The organism is Vibrio sp. CB1-5 (genome assembly GCF_059412285.1).
Genome location: NZ_JBJHPB010000043.1, coordinates 1 through 21,968, shown reverse-complemented (window position 1 = coordinate 21,968; position 21,968 = coordinate 1). Strand labels below are relative to the sequence as shown.

Here is a 21,968-nt window from a genome sequence, read left to right as displayed (position 1 = left end):
CCTTTACTGATTATGCCTAAGAATGTGTGTTTTCAGCCAGCGGCGAACTGACTTTAAACCCAGTAGAAAAGCGAGTTTCTTATCACTGACTTGAACGTTGCCACTCTTGAGCTCGATTAATCTATCTAGTGCTTGTTCAACTGAACAAGGCTGTCTAGTGACAGGGTCGACATAGGCGGGATAGTATATGAGTGCTGCAGCAACAAGCTCAGGTAGTGATCGTTTTGCCGTACGTCTTTCACAGATAACTTTGTCGGTTGTTAAACCCCATCCAGAGTAAAATGGCACACCATATGTGGTGACTTTTTTGCCTCTTAATAATGCTTCAAAGCCAGTAAGGGATGTCATAGTGTGCACTTCATCGATGCAATCAAGTAAAACAGACATTGATGTGTCAACAATAACTTCGTCTGCATATTTCAGGTAAGTTCCCTTCCATTCCCCTTCATCTCGAATACCAGCGACCACATCAGGATGGGGTTTGTAGATAATATATGCGTCTGGGTTATTAATTCGAACTTGTTGAAGCAGGTCGGCATTTTTCTTAATAATAGGTGAACCAAAGGTTAGCGAAGCATCACCCTCAACTTGGCCAGGAACCAATATAGTTCGATTGTTGGCTGGGAATTTAGGCACTGTCTCGTTGCCTACGTTATACTTAGTAATTGAGCTAACGTTCAATCGCCGTATCAATTGCTCAGAGCGGAATAGTTCCCAGTCTGTAGGAGTGAAGTGGTTTAAAATATTTTCCAAATCACTAGGTCGAGTAGAGTCAAAATAAATACCGGTTTTATCGCACACAAGCGATATTGGTCGGTTAAAATGCACACCTAAGCCAACAGAACGAAGAAAACCGTCCTCGACAGTCAATTGATCATAGACTTCCGAGCTCTGTCTTCCCCAGACGAGATTTGTTGTCGAGCTCTTCTCATTAGTTAGTTGCCAGTATTGTAGAAAATCACCGATCCAAGTTCGCTTCCATCTCGATAGATTCGAGATATTTACGCTCATTTTCTGCGAATTGTCGCGATCTAGAGTTTCAATGATATGAGTAATTGTATCTTCAATTTGACAGCGTTTACTTAAAATTGGATCGACGTATCGTGCGTACTGTATATATGAAGCATAAAAAATTTGAGATATTGAGCGTTTTCTGTTTCGACGTGGTTCCGTTAATCTATCTTGTGTGACTCCCCAGCCTGCATAAAAAGGCATACCAAAGCAATACACTTTAGCACCGGCGAGTAGAGCCTCAAAGCCCATTAAGCTACTTACTGTATAAACATGCCTGGCTGAAAGAAGAAGGTCCCATGGGGAAGATTTTTCAGATAGTAACTTAATTCTTGGGTTTGCAATTGGACTCGGATAAAGAAAGCCTTCCTTTTTTCCGCAGACAACATCGGGATGGGTTTTGACCCAAATATCTTCATTAGGGTGATTCTCTAGCGCAGTATTAAGCATTTCATAAAATGATGTCTTATCAGCCATAGCGCCAGAAATTGAAGCATCCCCAACTGTTTGATCTATAACGACAACTTTTGGTGAAACAGTGCATTTACTTGAATTCCTTAAGTTGTACTTCGATAGTTGGTAGGTTCGAATTGCATCGATACAACGTTCAACTCTGTCAGACTGTTCTTGGGTTAGCTCTGGGCAGTCTCTAATTAGCCCCTCTAGTCTAGAAGGGCCGTTTGCGCTGTAGTAGATACCAATGTCATCGAAGACAAGGCTCAACGGAGCCGTGCCCTCTACGCCTAGGCCGACCGATCGGAGAAAACCGTCCTCCAGAGAGAAGTAACTCAAACCATTCTTCTCGGCGTATTCTCTCGCTTTTTTAGCTGTGGGTTTATAACCCCAACCGACTACACCTTGTGAGGTTATATTTTCTTGTAGAAATAAGTTTAAATGAGGTATTTTTTTAATACCTCGAGAAAAAATTCTAATCATACTTATTGCTTAATCAAGAAGTGCCGCAAGTCTGTTGTCAATTGTCTTTTCTTGATCAACATCAACAGTATATCTGTGCAAATAGTGGTCGATAAAGCTTGTGTGGTCAACTTCTAAGTTACTAAGAGCTAAGGTGAGCTTGCTCTCTAAATCGTTCACTGAATAGCATTCTATTGCGGCAAATGAATAGTCAGACTTGCCAAAAGTAACAACTGGCTTGCCATACATTAATGACTCTAAGCCGACACCGGAGTTTGCTGTCAATGTGAATTTGGAGTGTTCGATAAGATTGTGGATAGATGCAACAGATTCAATGACATGCTCATTTTCACTTTTAAGTCGTGATACCAATTGCTTGATGTGATTCGATCTGCAGTATGGGTGCCTCTTGATGACAAGTTTAAGGTTATGTTCCTTAGTAAAAGCAACAGCGACGTTGAGTGCTTTATCTACCTCAAAGTGTCGTAGCTTAGATACTGCATCCGATTCAACTTGCAATGGCATGAAAACATAGGCTCCATCGACCTCTTCATTTGTGTTCGCTTGCTCGTACTTAGAAAAACGATTGTTTTTGAAATCTTCAATATACTTCAACGTATCTTCAGTTGAAGCTTCGATAGTATTTTCAAGATCGCTAAAGTGGCTAAAACCTGCGTATCCTTTTTCATCAATAGAGACTCTGTTACTAAGAGTAGACTCTTGAATTACCAAGCGATTTTCTTCACCAGACCATACTGTATGATAAGAGATAATCTTATTGTTAGAGATAGGGTCAACATATCGCCAGTTATATTGCATCCTAGGGATAACTGTTATTTTATTTGAGCGATACATGAAATTTATCAGGTTGCCGTAAAATCGACGCAGGGTTTTGTATATCTCTTTTGATTCATCTAGGTTAAAGAGAAATGTAGGTAAAAACACTTCTACGGTATTTTTGTTATTTGAAATGCTTTCTTTATCCAGGTATGTGACTATGCCATCATTAATGCAGGCTAAGTCTTCGCTGCTATCATTGTAGTAGGCTAGACTTGCAAAGTTAATATAATCATCCAAATCTACACTGCTTGGTGTAATTGATAGAAGGAAATCTTGGTCAAGAGTTTTATAGCCTTGTAAAAATCTAATGCGAACAATAGCACTTGAGGTTTTTTCATTGTTAGGTTTGCGAACAAGAGATTCTCCAAAATCATCTCTTAAAGCAAATACTTGCTCTTTAAGAAGGGGGTCTTCGAGTTTAGGAGTTACTCTGAGCAGCATTGGTAGTACTCTAAACATTTCCTTTTCTGGGATTTTGAGTGTTAGAAGTTCTTGAACTGTTTCCTCTAACTTTTGCACTTCATTAAAATCCGCCATAAGTGAAGCGATCTTCGCAGCTCCATAATATGTATTTAATCCCTTGAGTGCAGTGTAGAAGTTTAAGGATTGCATAAAGTTTTCATTGTTCTTCTCTATGTCGCCTAAGAATGCAACTAAACCAGAATTAGTAGGGTTTTTGTAGTAGAAATAAGAAAGTTGAGACAGTAGGTTATGGTTTATATTATTGGCATAAATGAATTTAAAATACCGTAGTAGTGCTTTTGTTTCTCTTTTTTCTATCAAGTACCGGATGGAGCTACACACGATTTTTTGGTTGTACTGAAAAAAATGTTCATTCTTGCTCATCTCTAATGTAGCAATATGAAAGGTCGCTAGGTTTGGAGTTCTGCTCGCGATAGTGTTATAAAGCTTCTTGGCTTGATCAAAATTTGTCTGAATTAAGCCGGATAGTTCATCAATAGAATGCTCAGAGTGAGTGGTGTTTTTCTTAATTTCACCTTTATTTTTGTTTGATTTACTACTACGAGTGTGTTTGTTTCTAATAGATGAATTTAATTCAGGATACTTATTGTGAAAATAGTTTTCTATTGTGGTGTTCTTGCTATTAGAATTAAATTGATAATAGCGATATAGATACTTGCCACCAAAGCCAATTCTTGATGATATAGCGATTAGTTTTATATTTACTTTTCTCGGTAGATGTGGAGAAATTTTTAAAAATACACTTTTTAGCATGCTTGATTACTTAGTTAGTCTATTAATAGTGAACTTTTGGATGCGCTCTTTTCTTACTAGTTCTGTAACAAATCTTTGACCTTGAGACTTAGTAATCTCACCCCGAATAAGCTTTTCAAGATTGACTCTGATATCATCTTTAAACTTTGTATTATCCGTAGTATGAAACAGTTCACTCTTTATAGCTCTTGGTACAAAAGTAATGTCATTAATGGTTTGTTGAATGAGCTTAGGGTTTGTTACAACAGTCCCTAGTTCATCAGTCCTAGCAAACTCAATGCTATCGAGTCCGACTTTGTCATGATTTAAGTCTTCAAGTTCTAAATGTTGGCAAAGTATAACCGGCTTATCGTCATAAATACCGTCAAAGATTGCACCACTATAGTCAGAAATAATGATATCAGAAATCTGAATAAGATGACTTAAGTTAAATTCATTACCGATTATTGTACTAGAAGGAAACTCCATTTGACCCTCTAGTGTTAGCGTATTGTGATGTAGCTTGAGTATGACGTTATATTGATCTGATAGTGACGTTATTTCATCAATAAACGTACCATATGAAGATAAATCTCCCCAAGTTGGGCAGTAGGTAATAGTTTTCTTCAATGGTTCAATACCCAGGCTATTAAGCAACTCCTCCTTCTCCCTTTGCTCCAGCCTTGGGAAGCTAGGATGACCTACATTCACTGTAGGTGCAAAATGTGAAAGCTTTTGAGTGGAGTAAGAGCCGTAAGAGAAAATAATATCGGCAAACCCTCGCCAAGTACCATAATTATGATTTTCTTTTGCTAGACCATATTGCAGCATCGCAATCTTAGAGCGAGTAATATGCTCGATTTGAGGGAAGACCGTTTGACAAAATATTACATCGTACATCCCATCTAAGTGCTTGATCTTAGACTTGTCTACATAGATAGTATTGACCTCTGCTTCAATAGCGCTCAAATCTTCACTTGAGAATAACTCATTGTTTGCATGTCTTCTTTCAATTACTAAGGTTACATCATCAAAGGCCGTGAGCAATGCCTTGTAATGTTGAATCTGAAACTTGTTCCAAGCGATCAATGCAACTCTCATGAAGAAACCTTTGCGCTGCTAGTAATTTGATCTTTTGCTCCTGTACGGATATGATTTTTAATCTCTGTAGAGGAAATGTTTTCAGTTCTTTTAAGATAAACAACATTACAATGCTCTTTCAAGAAATCGAACTCACCTTCCCAGTCGTCTCCTATTACAAACGTATCTACATTGTATTTGAGAACGTCTGTAATCTTTTGATCCCATGATTCTTCAGGTATAACTAAATCGACATACTCGATTGCGTTGAGAATTTCAGCTCTGTCATGATAAGGTATAGCAGTAACTTTACCTTTACTATTTAAATTGAAAGTATCCGTAGAAAGGGCAACGATTAGCCTATCTCCAAGAGATAGTGCTCTTCTTAGAAGTCTTAAGTGGCCAATATGGAACATATCAAATGTCCCGTACGTGATTACTGTTTTCATTACGTTTTATCCTTTACTAAATATAACTTTCGATAATCTAGAGCTTCTTCTTTTGCAAGTTTTGTATAGCTCCTTGTCCAAAATATATCTTCGTCTTGTACGCTCTTTGCTGGAGAACCGTAAATTTTGGAAAATCTTGGTTGAGATTTTGTCACTGTTGAGTTTGAAGCAATGATTGAATTTGCTCCTATATGAACATCCTTTAGTATGGTTGTGTTTTGACCAATCCATACGTGCGGTTCAATTAAAATATAGGATTTAGGGGAGTTGACTTGTGTCATGCTCGAAAAACTCCACACTGGGTGCGCGTCGGTATTCCTAATCGTAATGCCGTGGGAAAACATACAGTCATCACCAATGATAATTGCAGAGTAGTCATTACCAGAACGTAGACCACTTCTAAAAGCGCAGGCACCAGAGGTGGTAACGTGATTGCCGAAAGCAAGAAAATCGTTGTGCTCTTCAGACTTGATAATACACTTTCTTAGCGTACAGTCATTACCAATGTATACCGTAGATGAGTTTTTGTTAATGTTAACTGAAAAATCACCTTTGATATTTTTACCTATATAGACTTGACAGTTTTTACTATCATTAAAGAGTATCTTTATTCTATCGGTGAGCTTACTTTTAGAATAAACAGTGTTGCCATTCTTGTAGATGTAAGGTTTATAGTTTTCATTTTTTAAGTCAAAGTCCCTAATGACCTTTGATGCAGCATCAATAAATGTCTTTGCTTCCATTATACCCAACCAATATGTTCTCTAATAATACCGATACCGAGTAGCCCTATTGCCCAGCTTAAACAGCAACCAAAGAAAACTGTTAGAATAGCTTTGACTCTGTGTGGTTCTGTGGTCTCATCTGGCAAAGTAGGCACAACGAAAGTCGCTAGATAGCGGTTCTTTCTATTGGCTTCCATCCGGGCGGCTTCAAGTGACGCGAGGGTTGATGCGTACGCTTTTTCGGCGAATTCTCTCTCAATAAGTAGTGGTTCATATAGGGCAAAGATACCGGCAAGCGCATTCTCTTTTGGATTGCCTTGGTTTATCTTATACCTCTCTGAGTCAATTTGTTGCTCTAACGCTTTAACTTTTATTCCGAGTCTACTAACTTCGGGAGCACTCTCGTTCATATAGCTTAGCAAGCCATTTAACTCTGTCTTTGTTTGAGCTAATTGTGACTCCAATTGAGCGATCAATAACATTTTTGATGTGGCTGTTTGTGTTGGGTCTAGGTTTCTTGTTTGTTCTCTGAAATCATTCATAGCGCTTCGTGCACGCGTTACTCTTTCTTCAGACCTCTCGACCTCAGCGTTGGCGAAAGCAATGTCATCTTCTCGCGCCCTGGCTGAGAGACTATTAACTAGTATTTCACTCTGTCTAATAATAGCTTCAGATAGTTGCTTTGATTGGGGAGCGGTAAATGCCCTAACTTGCAAAGTCGTAATAGTGGTAGTTGGATCGTAAGATACAGTAACTCGCTTACGCCAATACTGTAGTTTCTCCTCAAGAGTTTTGCTATATCCTAGAGCGGAGAGCCAGTCTGCATTAGGGTGATTAAATATACCTTCAATATTCAACTCATCATCAAGCGTTTTAAGAATGTCAATTGAATGTATATAGTCCTGAACAATATAGGAGTCACTTGAGCTACCTCCCTGGCCTGGCATACCTGCAATGCCACTGAGAAGGTCTATTTGCTGCATCTCATTGCCTTTTATAGCGAATCTCGATTCGACTATATATAACCCTGATGCAATAAAAGTGTAATAGCACAATGCTAACATTGACGGAATAATGACCATTGCTATGAATGATCGTTGTTTATTATTTCTATTCTTCCAGAATTTATTCAGAAAGAGTTTCATCGTTTTCTTAGAGGGCATGTTCATTTTGATAGAGTTAGATATTTTTCAATGGCTTCATCGACGTGATCATAGAATTTTAATTCGCCATCACTTAGTACTGCTCCCATATCGCAATGTTCGCGCAAAGTAGGCATATTGTGCGATACCATTATTAGGCTAGATTTTTCACTTCTTGCTTTAAATGCATCACGACACTTTTTTTGAAACTTTCTATCACCAACCCCAGTGATTTCATCGACTAAGTAGCAGTCGAAGTCGATGGCCATTGACAAGCCAAATGCCAGTCTCGCCTTCATACCAGAGCTGTAACTTTTGATAGGCATATCAAGATAGTCTCCCAACTCAGAGAAATCTCTTACAAACTCAGTAACTGTCTTAATATTGCCACCATATATTCTAGTGATAAATCTTAGGTTCTGTGAGCCAGTAAGTGAGCCATTAAAACCACCGGAAAAGCCTAATGGCCAAGACATTTTTACATGACGCTTAATGATACCTGTTGTAGGAGGCTCTGAACCAGCAATCATTCTTAGTAGAGTTGACTTTCCTGCTCCATTAACGCCAAGCAATCCAATATTCTTTCCCTGTGGGAATGTGAGTGTGGATGGTTTGAGTACTTGTTTCTTACCTTTAGGTGTTTTGTAAGATTTAGAAACATTTAAGAGTTCAATCATAAATTTCGTGCCTTGTGTCTTGTTGCTTGTGTTAAGGCAAGACCTATAGTAAAGGCTACTACACTACAACTAATGGTATAGTTGTATAATATGTAGGTGTTCTGATAGGAAGAGAAGAACCCTGCTCTGATCCATTCTACACATTGAAAGATCGGATTCCATTGTATCCACTCTCTAGCTTGGGGAGGCAAGCTAGCTGCGGTAAAGAAAATACCTGATAGAAAGTACAATGGTCGATTGAGTGCTTTAAAAAGTTTATCCCAGCTATCAAAAAAAATTCTTATTGCTGAGTTAATCATTCCAATACCGGTGCTGAAAAATATCAATAGAATTAATGCAACAAGCACATTAAATAAATCGTATATTTCGAGTGCTTTACCCATTAGTTGTAGGCTCATAACGATAATAGCGAAAACAACGAGCAAGGTGATGGATTCTAACAGTGCCCGACCTACTAACACATCAAAAGGTGTGACATGCGGATAAGTAAGTAGAGCCTGATTTGCGCCTAATGCCCCAGATAAGCGGCTAGAAAGGCCACTATAAATAAGCCAAGGGACAATACCAGTAGCAAAAAAAACCGACAAATCACCGCCAACAGGGGATTGACGACCCAAAGCTGAGAAGATGAGTACTAGCATTAGAACCTGTAATACAGGTTCTAGCAGCGCCCAAAGATACCCAATTTTACTTTTCCCGTATTTGCCAAGAGCCTCTCGAAGGATAAGAGCGTAGATAACGCGCCCTTGAACACGAAGCGCGTGTCTTAATTCATTCATTGATGATCTAGTATAGTTACATGTTGAAGATTTGAATAAGTCCAACAATCTGATTGCTTTCACTCAATACAACAAGCGAAGAAATAGAGTTTTCTCTCATTTTCTCTTCCGCATCAGCCAACATCTCTGTTTCGTAGCAGATTTTAGGGCTATTTGTCATGATATCCCCAGCAGTCAGCTCTAAACTGAAGCGATCCGTTGCCATAGCTCGACGTAAATCACCATCAGTAATAATACCAGCGAGGCAGCCTTCTTTAGTTACAACCGCAGTACCCTTTCGAGAGTCATTCATTGTAACGATTGTGGTTGTGATGGATTCACTTACGTCTACAAGTGGTAAATTGTCTGTCGACATAACATCGGCGACCTGAGTAAGCAATCGGCGGCCCAAGGAGCCTCCTGGATGGAAACGAGCGAAGTCATTTGGTTGAAACTGTCTCGCTTTCATCAATGCAACAGCCAGTGCATCACCCAGTGCGATAGTCAGCGTGGTGGATGTTGTTGGTGCTAAGTTGTTAGGGCAAGACTCTTTTGAGTCGGCAAGCAGAAGTGACGCATCAGAGTTAACACTCATTGTGGACTCAGCTCTGCCAGTGATAGAGATTACTTTATTGCCGAATGACTTTAGTGATGGGATAAGCTGCAGTACTTCATCGGTTTCACCGCTGTTTGAAATCAGAATAATCACATCATCACGGGTAATCATGCCTAAGTCACCATGAAAAGCCTCACTTGGATGTAAAAAGAAGCTTGGCGTTCCGGTGGAAGCCAAAGTAGCGGAGATTTTTTTACCAACGTGTCCCGATTTACCCATCCCACAGATAATTACGTGTCCTTTGCAGCCAAGCATGTAGTTTATGGCTTTTGTGTACTGCTCATGATCGACACTGGCTGCCATTTTTTTGAGGGCTTCACCCTGCATGTTCAGTGTCTCAGAGATGGAATCTAGAATGTTGATTTGTTCAGTAGATGGGATGTAATAGTCGCTAATGTTTAGAGTTTTCATGGGCCTTATGCTTCCTGACGTGGCTACAGCGTAGATTTAAGAGTTGGCGGAATTTTATTCACCAGTGCTATTCGAGCTTCTTGGGTTGTTTTTATGTGTTCTCTAGAAGACTTAGCTAGCTCATTAAGTTTGGCATCGAGTACTTTGTCACAAAAAGAAAACCCCGCTCCTTTAGTGAGATAGCTTTTCTTGAGGTAATGAATGAATTGCTTTCGACGCCATGTTGAAACAGACTTATTCGCCTTAATCTCTTTGTACGTGTTATACACTTCATTGATGGTGGTTTTCTGTGCAACCCCAACATGGTCGTAAATAGACTCGCCCAGTAAAAACAATGGTGTTTTAGTCTTCAAGACATCGACACTGGCACTAGAGTTAACGGTAATAACTAGCTCTGCTTGATCGGAAAGTGGTGAAATACTGCCGTTAACATACTGACTGTTTTTACCAAGCTCGTACTCGTTGAAATCTAAAGGATGCTTCTTAATGACAAGGCGAAGTCCCAGCTTCTTAGCCTGCTTTTCAAGACGCGAGATAAGCGACTGATTGCTGCTAAATGGGCTGTGTACCAGCATTTGGCTATCTGACTCTAACTGCAGCAACAATAACATATAAGGTTTAACCGGGATCTTAGTGCACACCTTATTTGGCCGCACCAGTCGGTTTATCAAACGTACCGCATAGCGGCGCAACCTGTAGTTGTTGTGCATGTAGGGCAGTATGGTTTTTCTGCCGCTGTATCGCTCAGCGGTAAAGCACATCAAAAACACAAAAAAGAACAGCATCGACAACGCTGAATCATGTTTTCCGCTTGGCTGATAGTTGGAATCGGGCAGCTTTACATAGTCTTGGCTATCACAGAACGTGATATCCGCAAAGGCATTCACGCCTCGGCTATCTACAACCGTGGTATGAGGACGAATCAATCCTTGCTCGGTAACAAGGTATGGGATGTCCAACTCAATACAAATATCAATGGCTATTGCATGGTACCAGCGAGTGTCATTGTGTAGCAGAACGAGTTCAATTTTGTGATCTTCAATAAAGTCACGCAAAGCCAAATAAAACTTGGCCATATTGGTGACTTCACTGTTACTCAGCTGTCGATCTTCGATTTTCTTTGCGAACGCACTCTGGTACGTAGGCAGCGAACGGATACGCTCAATGAGTGAGGGATCGATGGTACGGCTGCACTCCTTAATCAGAGTGGTCGCCAAAGTTATTTTGTAGCTAGGTAAGTAAACCTTCTTAGACAGGCAAGAGGTGACCGCATACTTCTCTTTTGCGCAAAGCTTGCCAATCCGTTCATGCAGCGGTGAGTACATAGGATCGAGCGATAACAAATTGTACTTCTTAATCATTCAAATCCTTCCACTGCATCATGATTGTTTTTTGTTAGCGAACAGCTACGTTGGCTGCTACCGCAATCTGATAAATAATTTGGGTGATATCCTTCACCGCTTGCATAGTTTTGGTATCAACTTTTGGTAGAACCAAAATTTGGTCACCTTGGTAAATCGGCTTGTCGTTTCCAAATTCAACAATGCCATTGGCGCGAACAATCGCGATACGCTGATCTTCTGCGCGCTCTGTAAAACCGCCAGCCCATGCAACGTAATCGTCAAGTTTCGCATCTGGGTTGTAAACCACCGCTTGTGGCATCAATACTTCACCACCAATGGTAATAAGATCGGTTTTATAAGGGATAACAATTTTATCTCCCTGCTCCAGTCGGATGTTGGCGACGTTACCGCCCTCAGCAACAATCACCTTACCCAACGGTTCAACCTTGCGAGCTTTCTCGGCAAATTGCATCACCATTTGAGCTTCTTGAGCACGGATCGCCGCCTCTCCGTCTGAGGAGGCAGGGGCAGTAAACACACTTCGCTCCAAGCGATCTAGGGAGTCTTCCAGTGTTTTCTTTTGCTGTGCTGCCACACTTTCTCGCAAAATATAAATCGAGCCAAAGTCCGCTAAATCAGGGTCTACCGGAATATAGTTGAGTAGGTCATGGAGTCTGGCGGTCTTTTTAACGGCAAAGTAAGAAGGGCCAAGGTAGCTACCCGTTACTTGAACATCAATGACTTGCGCATGTAAGTCATCGTTATAGAAGACTTTGTCACCATCTTGTACAGTGAAGTTTTGAAAGTCACTGTAGGTCATATATCTTGAAAATGGCCCAGAATCGCGGTTACCCACCACACCCACATGAGATATTTTTGCGAGTGGTCTTGCGTAGTCTGAAAGCTGTGAGCCTGCAGATTGCTTTCCATCTAGCTCGAATCGGAATGGATTTCGAGCACCACCTGCAACAGTTACGGCTGCTTTCTGTGGTTTAACTAAAATGACGTCGCCATCTTTAAAGCTTACTTTAGGCATGACACCAGTACGAATAAAATCATACAGGTCTACGTTCGAGATCACTTTATTGTTGCGAACAATTTGGATTTCACGATAGCTGCCACGTTCTGAGTCGATGCCGCCAGCACGTTTTAAGAAGTACAGCATAGAGTCTGATGCCATACCAGCATACTGACCCGGACGAATAACGGGCCCCGTGAGATAAACACTAACTGGAGTTGAGGTGAGTAGGTTTACATAGACACTGACGTTCTTTTTGTAGATCTGTTTGATCTTCGATGTGACTAAAGCATTCACCTCACTCGCGCGTACATTCAATACGTTGATGGGGCCGATATTAGGAATGAAGATGTTGCCCTGATTATCAACGGTAGTGACATCGGAGTAGTTAACGGCTCCCCACATCCAAATATTAATTTTATCGCCAGATGCGATTAGGTAGTTATCGTTGAGGCCATCGGTTCGCTCTGTCTCATAGCCGCCAGCAAATAGGTTGGCGCCATATGGAGGAGGAAGTTCTTCACCAGAAGAGGGCAGTAACTCACGAACATCAACTTCGCCCGGCAGAAGGGTGTTTTGTCTTGTCGTTGTGGAATAGGTGCCTGCAGATAGTGCTTGGTTAGGACTAACTTGCTGAGTTGAGCCTGCAGCAGGGTCAGAAGTAGCACTGCCCGCCAGATAAGAGGAAGCTTGTGCATTATTCAGAGAAGGGGTGCCCATGAGTTCGGTGGGCACTGTGACTGCAAATGCTGTGGAGGATGCAAGTATTGAAGAGGTCACAAGTGCTAAAGAGGTAAAACTCGATGAAGGAGTAAGCAGGCCCAGCGCCAATTTTGCGGCGGCTCTAGAAACGGTAAATACTGACATTATTGGATCTTTATTACGGTTGATGTTTCAACAATATTGTTCGTTAGAAACCAAGCTTTAACGGCTTTATCTGCTTGTTCTACGACCTGAGTACAAGCAATTCGCGTGCGATTTTCGTTCGGGTCAGTCGCCATTTGAAGTGCGCGGCATTCTAGTCCGAGACTCGAGGTGTATTTCGAGCCAACGGAAATAAGTAGTCCATCGGCATTCACCTGAGTAGTGAGCGGATCGTTAAGCGTCGGCCAGTATTTTTCTGGAATGATGTCGCCCATCTGAACGTCAGGTGGGCTCACAAGTGGAAGACTTGCTTCGACTTGTCGAGTTTGGTTGCTACACCCGCTAAGAGAAATGCTAACAAGCATAAAAAGCGCAGATGCAGAGCGAAAATTGAATTTAGGCACAACAGATTCTCGGTTAACTCTTGATGAGGTAGAGCGGCATTAAAACGCCATGATGCGGTATTGAAACAGCTTAAGTACGAAGCGAGTGTTGAATAGTGGTTAGATACGCTACCGCCCGACGGTGATTGCACTATCCGTAACGCGCGTCGAAATACAAAACTGTGACGAACGAACTGGAAACGTGGTGTAGAGAGGGGACAGGTCGCTCCATAACCCAGTGACACAAAAGAGTGTAATCGTTTAGCTCAATCCATTTTAAAAGCTAAAATACCGCAAGGAACCAATACAATCAACCTATGAAAAGCGGGAGGGGGGGTAAATAATTATCGCTTGTTAAGGTGGTGAAAATAAATTGTTTAAATTGCAGGTTAAATGATAACTAAACATACCGAGCGAAGTGGGTTTGTTGTGTCGTCGTTTGAATGGTTCGCCCAAGAAAAATCAGCGATATGATGGTGCCATGTGTTTTTATGTGACTGTTCTCTCATTTTTTGAAGGGCTAACGGAACTTTATGCAGAATTGACATAAGGCATACATTACTATGCAGTAGATAAGTGCTTTGTTGTTATTGTGTTGTGCGCATTGCAACGGGTGAATGTTCTGAAGTACAGGGATGCACTGCAATATGAAATTGGTTTTGTTTCGCGTGAATGGAACGCGTTGGGCGAGAGCGTTACCTCGAATGACGTCTATTGCAGCGGCAATGTTGCCTGTAGTGGTAAGCACTGTGGGTATGACTGGTGTTGCTAAGGCATCTGATGCGGCTGATAGTTGGCTTCGTGATGGCGAGCCCAAATTTCGTACCTCCATGGCGCAAACGGGCAGTACCGGTTTGTTAAGAACGCCTCATGCCGAAAGTCTTGGATTTGGACAGATCTCTCTGAATTACAATGCGGAGAGCAATGTCGATCTTGATACAGGCTATGGGTTGGGCGCGCACAATACGCTTTTGATGGGGATAGGCATTTTTCCTCATGTTGAGTTTGTGGTGCAGAACTCCCATAAGCAGCTCAATGGGCCACCATGGGGCGTTTCTACTGGTAGTGATCTCTCTTTTTCCGCCAAACTAGACGGCGCTTGGATTATCCCAGAAGAGTGGTTTCAAGTGGCCGTGGGTGCGAATGATTTTGGTGGTCAAGTTGCGTTCCACAAAAGTTATTATGCCGTAGCCTCCAAGCGCTATTGGGATCTGCGTTTTTCATTGGGCTACGGTAAAAATGGTTCAGGTAGCTACGTTCATCAAATGGGTCCTAACTACTTAGCGGGAGCATTTGGCGGGGTGGAATACCAGCCTCTTTCATGGTTGCAGTTGGTGGGGGATTACGATGGCACAGGTGTCAACGCTGGCGCCAAATTATTCACGCCGAAAGACTGGCTCCCATACGGCATGAATGCCAATGTCACTTACCAAGCCTTCAGCAACTCAGAAACCCAAAATCGAGACAATCAATGGATAGGTGTTGGCCTTACCTTGCCACTCAGCGGCTCTAACAACGCCCCGCGTTACCATAGACCAAACAAACAGCAAGAAAGCGTTGATACCAGAGCGCTCACCATCGCGCTAGAACAGCGTGCACAAAAATCAGACTCAACGCCTGCCTCAACTGCAGCCAAACAAGGCAGCGAAGCAAAACAGAGCGCGCCAGTTGATGTGCAGCACAATAGCTTAACCAATTTGTCTGAGCGACTAACTCGCTACGGATTTGAAAACGTGAGCGTGGGTACCCGCCAAGCTAATGCTTCCTCACAATTGGTCGTGCGCCTAGAGAACAACCTGTTTAATGTAAACGAACTGGACGCTATCGGTGTGGTACTTGGCCTGCTGAGCGAGTCGATTCAACAACAAGAGTTTGCGGTGGTGCTTCTCAATAATAACTTACCCGTAATGCAAGTGTCGGGCACCAAGCAGCAGCTTACTCAGTTGTTCCAAAGAACAGACCAAGGTCTGCCTAAACTCACCGTCACAACCAATCAGCTTTACAAGGCCTATAATGACGTAGATTGGAACAGCAAAAAAGAGAACGACTATAGATTCAAACCGCGCGTGATTTTCTCACCGAGTTTGTATTCTACCCTTGGGACTGAGTTTGGCGTATTCGATTACTCACTCGCTCTGTCAACCAATGTGCAAGTACCAGTATGGACAGGGGCATTGGTGGACGTACGCCACATGCTACCGCTCAGCCACTCCGATGACTTTGACGACGGCCGCCGCTTTGGTAACGACAGACATACTTCCACCGTTGACCGCATTTTACTTCACCAAGGGGTAAGTTTACCTGCAGGCGTAATGGCACAAGTAAGTGTGGGACAAATTGCTTCACATTATCAAGGCGGTACCTCAGAGCTGCGCTGGCAAAGCGCACAAGGCACCCACAAATTGGGATTGGAAGCTTCTTACTATAAAGACAAGCGTGACGAAAATGCCAACAAGGTCACACCGGTTTTGGGGCATTACCGCTACTATTTTGATCAGTACGATTGGGCAATTGAGGCCAATGCAGGACGGTATTGGGAAGGGGACAATGGCTTTACCGTCACCAGTAAACACTGGTTTGGCGATACCAGCGTCAACATTTACTACCAGCATACGGATAAAAGCTTTGCCGGTCTTAACCTCTCAATCCCGCTGACGTTCCGTAAGGATATGGCGCCAAGCCCGATTCAGTTAAGAGGTATCGACCAATGGACCTGGGGTTACCGAACCATGGTGGGCAATCCAAGTAATGACCTAAACGGCAGCTTGGCCAAAACCAGCGATTTACAGAACAACCTCGATCGTAATTACTACAACCGCGACAGGCTCTCTGCCAGTTACTTAAACAGTAACTTGGTGCGGCTTAAAGATGCCTATCAGCGATATAAGAACGATTAAACATAGGATTTGTTGGTACCGCAGCCACAGTGTTGTGATGCCAACAACATACGACAAACGGTTTGTCGTATGTCCGTAGGAAGAAAACAAGGAATAACAACATGAAAAAGACAAAAACAGCGTTAGCGGTAATGCTGTTGGCAGGTGGGATCTCTTCCTTTGCTACTGCCAACGAAGCAAACCAACAAGACCCAGACTTTTATGTGGGTGCTCGGTTAGGTGTGAGTCAAGTGACCGATATGGACGCGACGGTGACGAACAATACCGGTATCGACAAAAACAGTACAGCAATGAGCGTTTATGGCGGCGTGAAGATTGTTCCGTGGCTAGCGTTTGAAGCGGGTTACACCGACCTAGGTAAAATTAACCTAAAAGACGTCGATGGTGATTACAAAACCTCAGGCCTTGATATGTCTGCGCGCTTTATCTACACCATTGACGATCAATTCGACGTGTATGGCCGCCTTGGCGTTCTGCTTTATGACTGGAAGGCGAGCGGTGAATCTGTGTGCTGTAGCGATACGGGCATCTCGTCCAACATCGCCTTTGGTGGTGAATACAAGTTTGCAGAAACTTGGGGCGCACAAGCTGAATACCGTTACTTCGGTAACATCGGCGGCTCACCAGACTTCCATACCTATAATTTAGGACTAAACTACTACTTCTAGTGGTAGTGAAAACACAAGGAACGAGCCTTTTCTAAACCAAAGCATTAATAGGCTCACGAGATAAATACTATAGATTGGTTTTTTGGTCCTGGGTCCTTGGTCCTTGGTCCTTGGGTGGTTCTCGGCTTGCGCTTTTCTTGGGCGTGAGCAGTCAGTCACTTAAGCAGTCTGTAGCTAAAAGGATGACTCCAATGAACAAAACATTACTTGCAACATTAGTCGGCTTAGCGGTCCTGACAGGCTGTGAAAAGTCGAGCAACACGAACTACGTGACGGTGCCCGCAGAAGAAGCCAAACCATTTAACGCCCCGTATACCATTTCTTTTGAAGGCTTAACGGAAGGTGCCATTATTGGTCAAAGCATCAGCTTCACGCTTAGCGCAGCCCCTGGCGTACTAGACACGTTGGTGATTACCGGTGCAACGGCGGCCACTGGAGCAGCAAGCCAAAATGCAGCGACAGCAGTAGAAGAGCGTAGTTACACCACAGAAACGGGCAGCTTCATTGTTTCTCGTAGCGACAATGCTTCTGTCGATGCCATTGAACTGGAGCTTGTGGTTAAGCTTGATGGTTACTTCACTACAGGTCAGCCTATTACGATCCCAGCATCGGCAGACATTGGTGCCGGTGGCAGTGCTGGTTCCAGCGTAGTGACACTGACACCATTAGCACCAAAGACAGAGGAAGTCGCGGTAACGTCTGAAGAAGTCAAAAAGGTAGCAGATGATACTGGTGCGTTTACAGAGGCACTTGTTATCCAAACGCCACCTCCAGCAGAAGGGGCGCCGAATGAAGCCGCAGTAGCCGGTGGTACAGCTAAATTAGATATCCCAGCTGGCGTTGTCATGAAAGACAAAGAGGGTAACCCAGTAACAGGTGAAATCACGGCTAATGTTGCGTACTTCTCTAACGAGCCCAATGGCAATGAAACTGGCCAGTCTGCGCTGGACACTTTCCCTGGCGGCCTAGCTCCTACGGGCATTTTGGATGAAGATGGTCAACCAGATGACGCATTGGCAGACGTAAGCTTTATCTCTGCGGGCTTTACAGCAATTCAGCTTAGCAATGAAAATGGTGATGTGGTTAGTGAGTTTAGTCAGCCTATCGACCTGACATTCCAAGTTTCTGCTGACACGATTAACCCAGACACTGGCGATAAAGTGAAAAAAGGCGAAACGATTCCAGTTTGGTCTTATGACGAAACTGCGGGTGTATGGAAAGCAGAAGGTGAAGCAACCGTTGGCGATCTAAACACAGAAACCAACACCTTTACGGTGACCAAAGAAATTGATCACTTGTCTTACTACAACCTTGACTACTACCGTGCTAACTGTGCAGCAACCTTTACGATTAACGATTCGGTATCGGAAAATTACGATCCCCTCGTTCGCTTCACTCGCGCAGGCGGTGGTTGGGTTAAGACAAAAGCTCTAGGTACGGGTAATTTTGGTACCCATACTTTCCGTCGCATGCCACGCAATGGCGAAGGGACGATTGGTGTGTATCAATCGGGTTCCGACGAGAGCATTATTACCTCCGCTGTTGATAAAGATGGTGAGCCAATTACTGTTGAGAATGGAACAATTACCTATAACTTCTGTGATTTGCAAGGCAGCACCATTACTGTTGCGTCTGAAGTGGTTAACTTGGTGGACTACAGCGTATCACTACAAAGTAAATGTTCAGACACTCAAGCGACTACCCAGCAGTCGGGTGTAGTATCACTTTATTATCGCAGTGGCGGTACTCTCGCTTACAAAACAACGTTAGTGCCAAGTGCTGGCTTCCCTGCTAGCACGCAAATAGAGCCTGGCGATTACCGTGCTTATGCATACATTAACGTGTCTAAAGGCGAGAGTTGGAAAGAAGTCGATTTCACTATCGACAAAGACCAAGACCTAAGCCAAGTCATCACCTTTGACGCAGGCACTTGTGGCACGCCAGGCGGCGGTACAGGTGGTACAGGTGGTACAGGTGGTACTGGCGGCGGCGGCGCTGGCGGTGGTTCTGGCAACTAATCCAAACTAAACCAGAAGGGAGCGTTCGCTCCCTTCGTGTTTGAGATTGAAATCACAATAGTAATAATGCCTCCCTTGTTTAATATGCATACTGTGTCAATACTTATGTCAGTAAGCAATAAATCGGCGATCAAGGAGAGCGTTATGGTTATTGACTATCACTGCCCTTGCTGTCACAGCGACACGACAGTAATGCGCGTAAAAAGAACGTGGAGTGAGCGGCACTGGCAACATAAACATCACTTGAAGTTTAAATGCCAAAGTTGTCATGAGTATTTCTTTATTGACCCGCTAGAAGATGAGGCTCAATCCGATGGCGAGCAGGTGGGAGACTAGCAAGTTGTGCAACGCGGCAGAATTTAGAAAAAAGAAAAGTTTAGAAAAAAGAGAGATGCAACCAACAAAAAAGCGTGATTTTCATTCAACTTTTGATAAAATCGCGGCCGAGAAGCTAAAAAGGGTTCTCATATAAAATAATGACATGTGATGCCTTTGGTTATGCAAAAAAGTCAATATAAAAACGAAATAGGCTAGAATTTTTTGTGTGATAAAGGGTTTGAAGAACAAACAGCAAACTAAAAGAGTAAGCGAAGACTCACTCAGCTGTTTTTCAGATAACTAAAAGCTTTTCAGATAACAAAAAGCTGTCATGATCAGTAAAATGCCGACAGATAGGAAATCGGTCGATTACAAACATAAAACAGGCTTAACTCTCACGAGTGTTTTGTGGTTGTAGGGAAACATCAGCAGGAAGCAGAGACGATATTAAACCGCCTCCACTAAGTGCACACACACCGAAATTCGGTGTCATTTGCCGCACCTAGCGCTATATCCCTAGAATAAACATAAGCCAAACAATCTATTCATGCATTGTGCGGTCTTGTGCGTCAAACCGACGGGCGGTAGCGTAGAAAAATTCTATGAACCCACCCCCCAATTCTAAAGTTTTTGGTTTGAAGCCCCCAAGCCCCCAGCGTTATAATTCCTATAGACCAAGAACCAAGAACCAAGAACCAAGAACCAAGGCCCAAGGACCAAGAACCAAGGCCCAAGGACCAAGGACCAAGGCCCAAGGCCCAAGGCCCAAGGACCAATAACCCGCTCTTAATAAAAAACGGACCCCTTTCACCCCAATGAACAACATTAAAAAACTCACCATCGCCACACTACTTCCCTTACTACTCGCAGGCTGTACACTGCCAGGCGGTCATATCTCGACAGGTGACAAAAATGTAGTCATTACGGAAGGGGAAACGACCGACATTTCTGAGTTAGTGAACGTCTACCCCCTAACGCCGGAGCGAGTCGCCTCTTTTAAAGCGCCAGTACCGAGATCGACATCTAACCCAGAGCTTGATTTAGAAGTGGCGAACTACGAATACCGTATTGGTCCTGGTGACATCCTTAACGTAACGATTTGGGATCACCCAGAACTGACGATCCCTGCAGGTCAGTACCGTAGTTCTGCCGAAGCGGGTAACTGGGTAAGCGCAGATGGCACCATCTTCTATCCATATATTGGCTTAGTAAAAGTAGAAGGCAAAACCGTTCGCGAAATTCGCCAAGAGCTAACACAGCGATTAGTGAAATACATTGAGAGCCCACAAGTAGATGTTAACGTTGCGGCTTTTCGCTCTAAAAAGGTGTACGTAACAGGCGAAGTAAAGCTCTCTGGTCAGCAGCCAGTGACCAACATTCCGAAAACCCTGCTCGATGCCATCAACGACGCGGGTGGTTTAGCCAGTGATGCCGATTGGCGCAACATCACCCTAAATCGCAACGGCGTAGAAGAGCGAATTTCCCTTTATGCATTAATGCAAAAAGGCGACTTAACCCAAAACCGCCTAATGCAACCAGGCGACATCATTCATATTCCCCGTAACGATGCACAAAAAGTGTTTGTCATGGGCGAGGTAGGTGAGCCTCAAACCCTTAAAATGGAACGCAACGGCATGAGCCTAACCGAGGCGCTAAGCTCTGTAGGCGGTATTAAAGAAGTCGCCGCAGACGCCACCGGCATTTTCGTTATTCGCCCAAGCAAAGGCGAACAGGCAGACAAAATCGCCAACGTCTACCAACTTAACATGCAAGACGCCACAGCCCTGTTCCTAGGCACCGAATTCGAACTAGAACCCTACGACGTAGTCTACGTCACCGCCACCCCACTAGCACGCTGGAACCGCCTAATGACCCAACTACTACCAACGTTAACCGGTCTGAAGAATATTGGCGACGCGGGTAACTCGTATAGGGGTTGGAGTAATTAAAAAAAATGGTAGGAGCGGTTCTTGGTCCTAGGTCCTAGGTCCGCTCTCACCTAGGACCAATCTCCATTTTTTCCCAAGGACCGCTTTTACCATGTTTAACAAAATCTTAGTCGTCTGCGTAGGCAACATCTGCCGCTCGCCCCTCGGTGAAGCGTTGCTTAAAAAAGAGTTGCCAAACAAACACATTGCCTCTGCCGGTATTGCCTCGGCCAAAAGTGGCTTGGTCGGTAAACCTGCGGATAAAACCGCGATTGAAGTCGGCGCTGATCACAGACTGGACTTACGTTCACACGCCTCACAGCAACTGACGAGCGACTTATGTAAACAATACGACCTTATTCTAGTCATGGAACAAGGCCACATAGAAGCCCTAACCGCCATCGCCCCAGAAGCCCGCGGCAAAGCCATGCTCTTCGGCCAATGGATAGGCCAAAAAGACATCCCAGACCCATACCGCCAAAGCCGAGAAGCGTTTGATTATGCGTATGAGTTGATTGAGCAGAGTGTGGGGGAGTGGGTTAAGAAGGTTTAAAGAGTTAAAAAAATTGGGAAGAGCGGTCCTTGATCCTAGGTCCTAGGGAAGCTTTAGTCCTTGCAAGAACCAAGAACCAAGAACCAAGAACCAAGAACCAAGAACCAAGAACCAAGAACCAAGAACCAAGAACCAAGAA

General features: G+C 43.5%; 18 protein-coding genes. 6 read left to right on the top strand and 12 right to left on the bottom strand.

The window, feature by feature from the left end; all coding sequences use genetic code 11:
- Positions 1 to 3 precede the first annotated feature (3 nt).
- From ACJB0T_RS20840 to ACJB0T_RS20785, 12 genes are read right to left on the bottom strand one after another with little or no spacing between them, the layout of a single operon-like run.
- Positions 4 to 1,947: a capsule polysaccharide biogenesis protein gene (locus ACJB0T_RS20840; RefSeq protein ID WP_479291863.1), complete on the bottom strand. Its 1,944-nt coding sequence runs from the start codon at positions 1,945 to 1,947 to the stop codon at positions 4 to 6.
- Positions 1,948 to 1,956: 9 nt separating this feature from the next.
- A complete protein-coding gene (locus tag ACJB0T_RS20835) occupies positions 1,957 to 4,002 on the bottom strand; it encodes a capsular polysaccharide export protein, LipB/KpsS family (protein WP_479291861.1) in 2,046 nt (681 codons plus the stop codon).
- A 6-nt stretch (positions 4,003 to 4,008) separates the two neighbouring features.
- Positions 4,009 to 5,082 carry a CDP-glycerol glycerophosphotransferase family protein gene (locus ACJB0T_RS20830; RefSeq protein WP_479291859.1) on the bottom strand — a complete coding sequence of 358 codons (1,074 nt, stop codon included), beginning with the start codon at positions 5,080 to 5,082 and terminating at the stop codon, positions 4,009 to 4,011.
- Positions 5,079 to 5,510, bottom strand: a complete 432-nt coding sequence (locus ACJB0T_RS20825; protein ID WP_479291857.1) for an adenylyltransferase/cytidyltransferase family protein — start codon at positions 5,508 to 5,510, stop codon at positions 5,079 to 5,081. The genes ACJB0T_RS20830 and ACJB0T_RS20825 overlap by 4 nt, the downstream gene beginning before the upstream one ends.
- Entirely contained in the window at positions 5,510 to 6,253 is a 744-nt protein-coding gene (locus ACJB0T_RS20820) for an acyltransferase (protein ID WP_479291854.1), read from the bottom strand. The genes ACJB0T_RS20825 and ACJB0T_RS20820 overlap by 1 nt, the downstream gene beginning before the upstream one ends.
- Entirely contained in the window at positions 6,253 to 7,380 is a 1,128-nt protein-coding gene (locus tag ACJB0T_RS20815; protein WP_479291852.1) for a KpsE/RkpR family capsule polysaccharide export protein, read from the bottom strand. Before ACJB0T_RS20815 ends, ACJB0T_RS20820 begins: the two co-directional genes overlap by 1 nt.
- A 20-nt stretch (positions 7,381 to 7,400) precedes the next feature.
- Positions 7,401 to 8,054, bottom strand: a complete 654-nt coding sequence (locus ACJB0T_RS20810; RefSeq protein WP_479291850.1) for an ABC transporter ATP-binding protein — start codon at positions 8,052 to 8,054, stop codon at positions 7,401 to 7,403.
- The gene (locus ACJB0T_RS20805; protein WP_479291848.1) at positions 8,051 to 8,833 is read right to left on the bottom strand and encodes an ABC transporter permease; all 783 of its coding nucleotides are present in this window, start codon (positions 8,831 to 8,833) and stop codon (positions 8,051 to 8,053) included. Before ACJB0T_RS20805 ends, ACJB0T_RS20810 begins: the two co-directional genes overlap by 4 nt.
- 16 nt (positions 8,834 to 8,849) lie before the next feature.
- Positions 8,850 to 9,839, bottom strand: a complete 990-nt coding sequence (locus ACJB0T_RS20800; RefSeq protein WP_479291846.1) for a KpsF/GutQ family sugar-phosphate isomerase — start codon at positions 9,837 to 9,839, stop codon at positions 8,850 to 8,852.
- 23 nt (positions 9,840 to 9,862) lie between these two features.
- Positions 9,863 to 11,200 carry a capsular polysaccharide export protein, LipB/KpsS family gene (locus ACJB0T_RS20795; RefSeq protein ID WP_479291844.1) on the bottom strand — a complete coding sequence of 446 codons (1,338 nt, stop codon included), beginning with the start codon at positions 11,198 to 11,200 and terminating at the stop codon, positions 9,863 to 9,865.
- A 34-nt stretch (positions 11,201 to 11,234) separates the two neighbouring features.
- Positions 11,235 to 13,067 carry a polysaccharide biosynthesis/export family protein gene (locus ACJB0T_RS20790; RefSeq protein WP_479291842.1) on the bottom strand — a complete coding sequence of 611 codons (1,833 nt, stop codon included), beginning with the start codon at positions 13,065 to 13,067 and terminating at the stop codon, positions 11,235 to 11,237.
- Positions 13,067 to 13,468, bottom strand: coding sequence for a hypothetical protein (locus ACJB0T_RS20785; RefSeq protein WP_479291839.1), 402 nt, complete (start codon positions 13,466 to 13,468; stop codon positions 13,067 to 13,069). The genes ACJB0T_RS20790 and ACJB0T_RS20785 overlap by 1 nt, the downstream gene beginning before the upstream one ends.
- Positions 13,469 to 14,094: 626 nt before the next feature.
- Here ACJB0T_RS20785 and ACJB0T_RS20780 point away from each other — a divergent pair.
- From ACJB0T_RS20780 to ACJB0T_RS20755, 6 genes are all read left to right on the top strand, one after another.
- Positions 14,095 to 16,344, top strand: coding sequence for a YjbH domain-containing protein (locus ACJB0T_RS20780; RefSeq protein ID WP_479291837.1), 2,250 nt, complete (start codon positions 14,095 to 14,097; stop codon positions 16,342 to 16,344).
- A gap of 101 nt (positions 16,345 to 16,445) precedes the next feature.
- Positions 16,446 to 17,012 (top strand): outer membrane beta-barrel protein, encoded by a 567-nt coding sequence (locus ACJB0T_RS20775; protein WP_479291835.1) that lies wholly within the window; start codon positions 16,446 to 16,448, stop codon positions 17,010 to 17,012.
- A 191-nt stretch (positions 17,013 to 17,203) separates the two neighbouring features.
- Positions 17,204 to 19,030, top strand: a complete 1,827-nt coding sequence (locus tag ACJB0T_RS20770; protein WP_479291833.1) for a hypothetical protein — start codon at positions 17,204 to 17,206, stop codon at positions 19,028 to 19,030.
- A gap of 144 nt (positions 19,031 to 19,174) precedes the next feature.
- Complete coding sequence (locus ACJB0T_RS20765; protein ID WP_479291832.1) at positions 19,175 to 19,366, top strand: hypothetical protein; 192 nt, start codon at positions 19,175 to 19,177, stop codon at positions 19,364 to 19,366.
- Between the two features lie 797 nt (positions 19,367 to 20,163).
- The gene (locus tag ACJB0T_RS20760) at positions 20,164 to 21,297 is read left to right on the top strand and encodes a polysaccharide export protein (RefSeq protein WP_479291830.1); all 1,134 of its coding nucleotides are present in this window, start codon (positions 20,164 to 20,166) and stop codon (positions 21,295 to 21,297) included.
- 91 nt (positions 21,298 to 21,388) lie between these two features.
- A complete protein-coding gene (locus ACJB0T_RS20755) occupies positions 21,389 to 21,829 on the top strand; it encodes an arsenate reductase/protein-tyrosine-phosphatase family protein (RefSeq protein WP_479291827.1) in 441 nt (146 codons plus the stop codon).
- Positions 21,830 to 21,968: the final 139 nt, after the last annotated feature.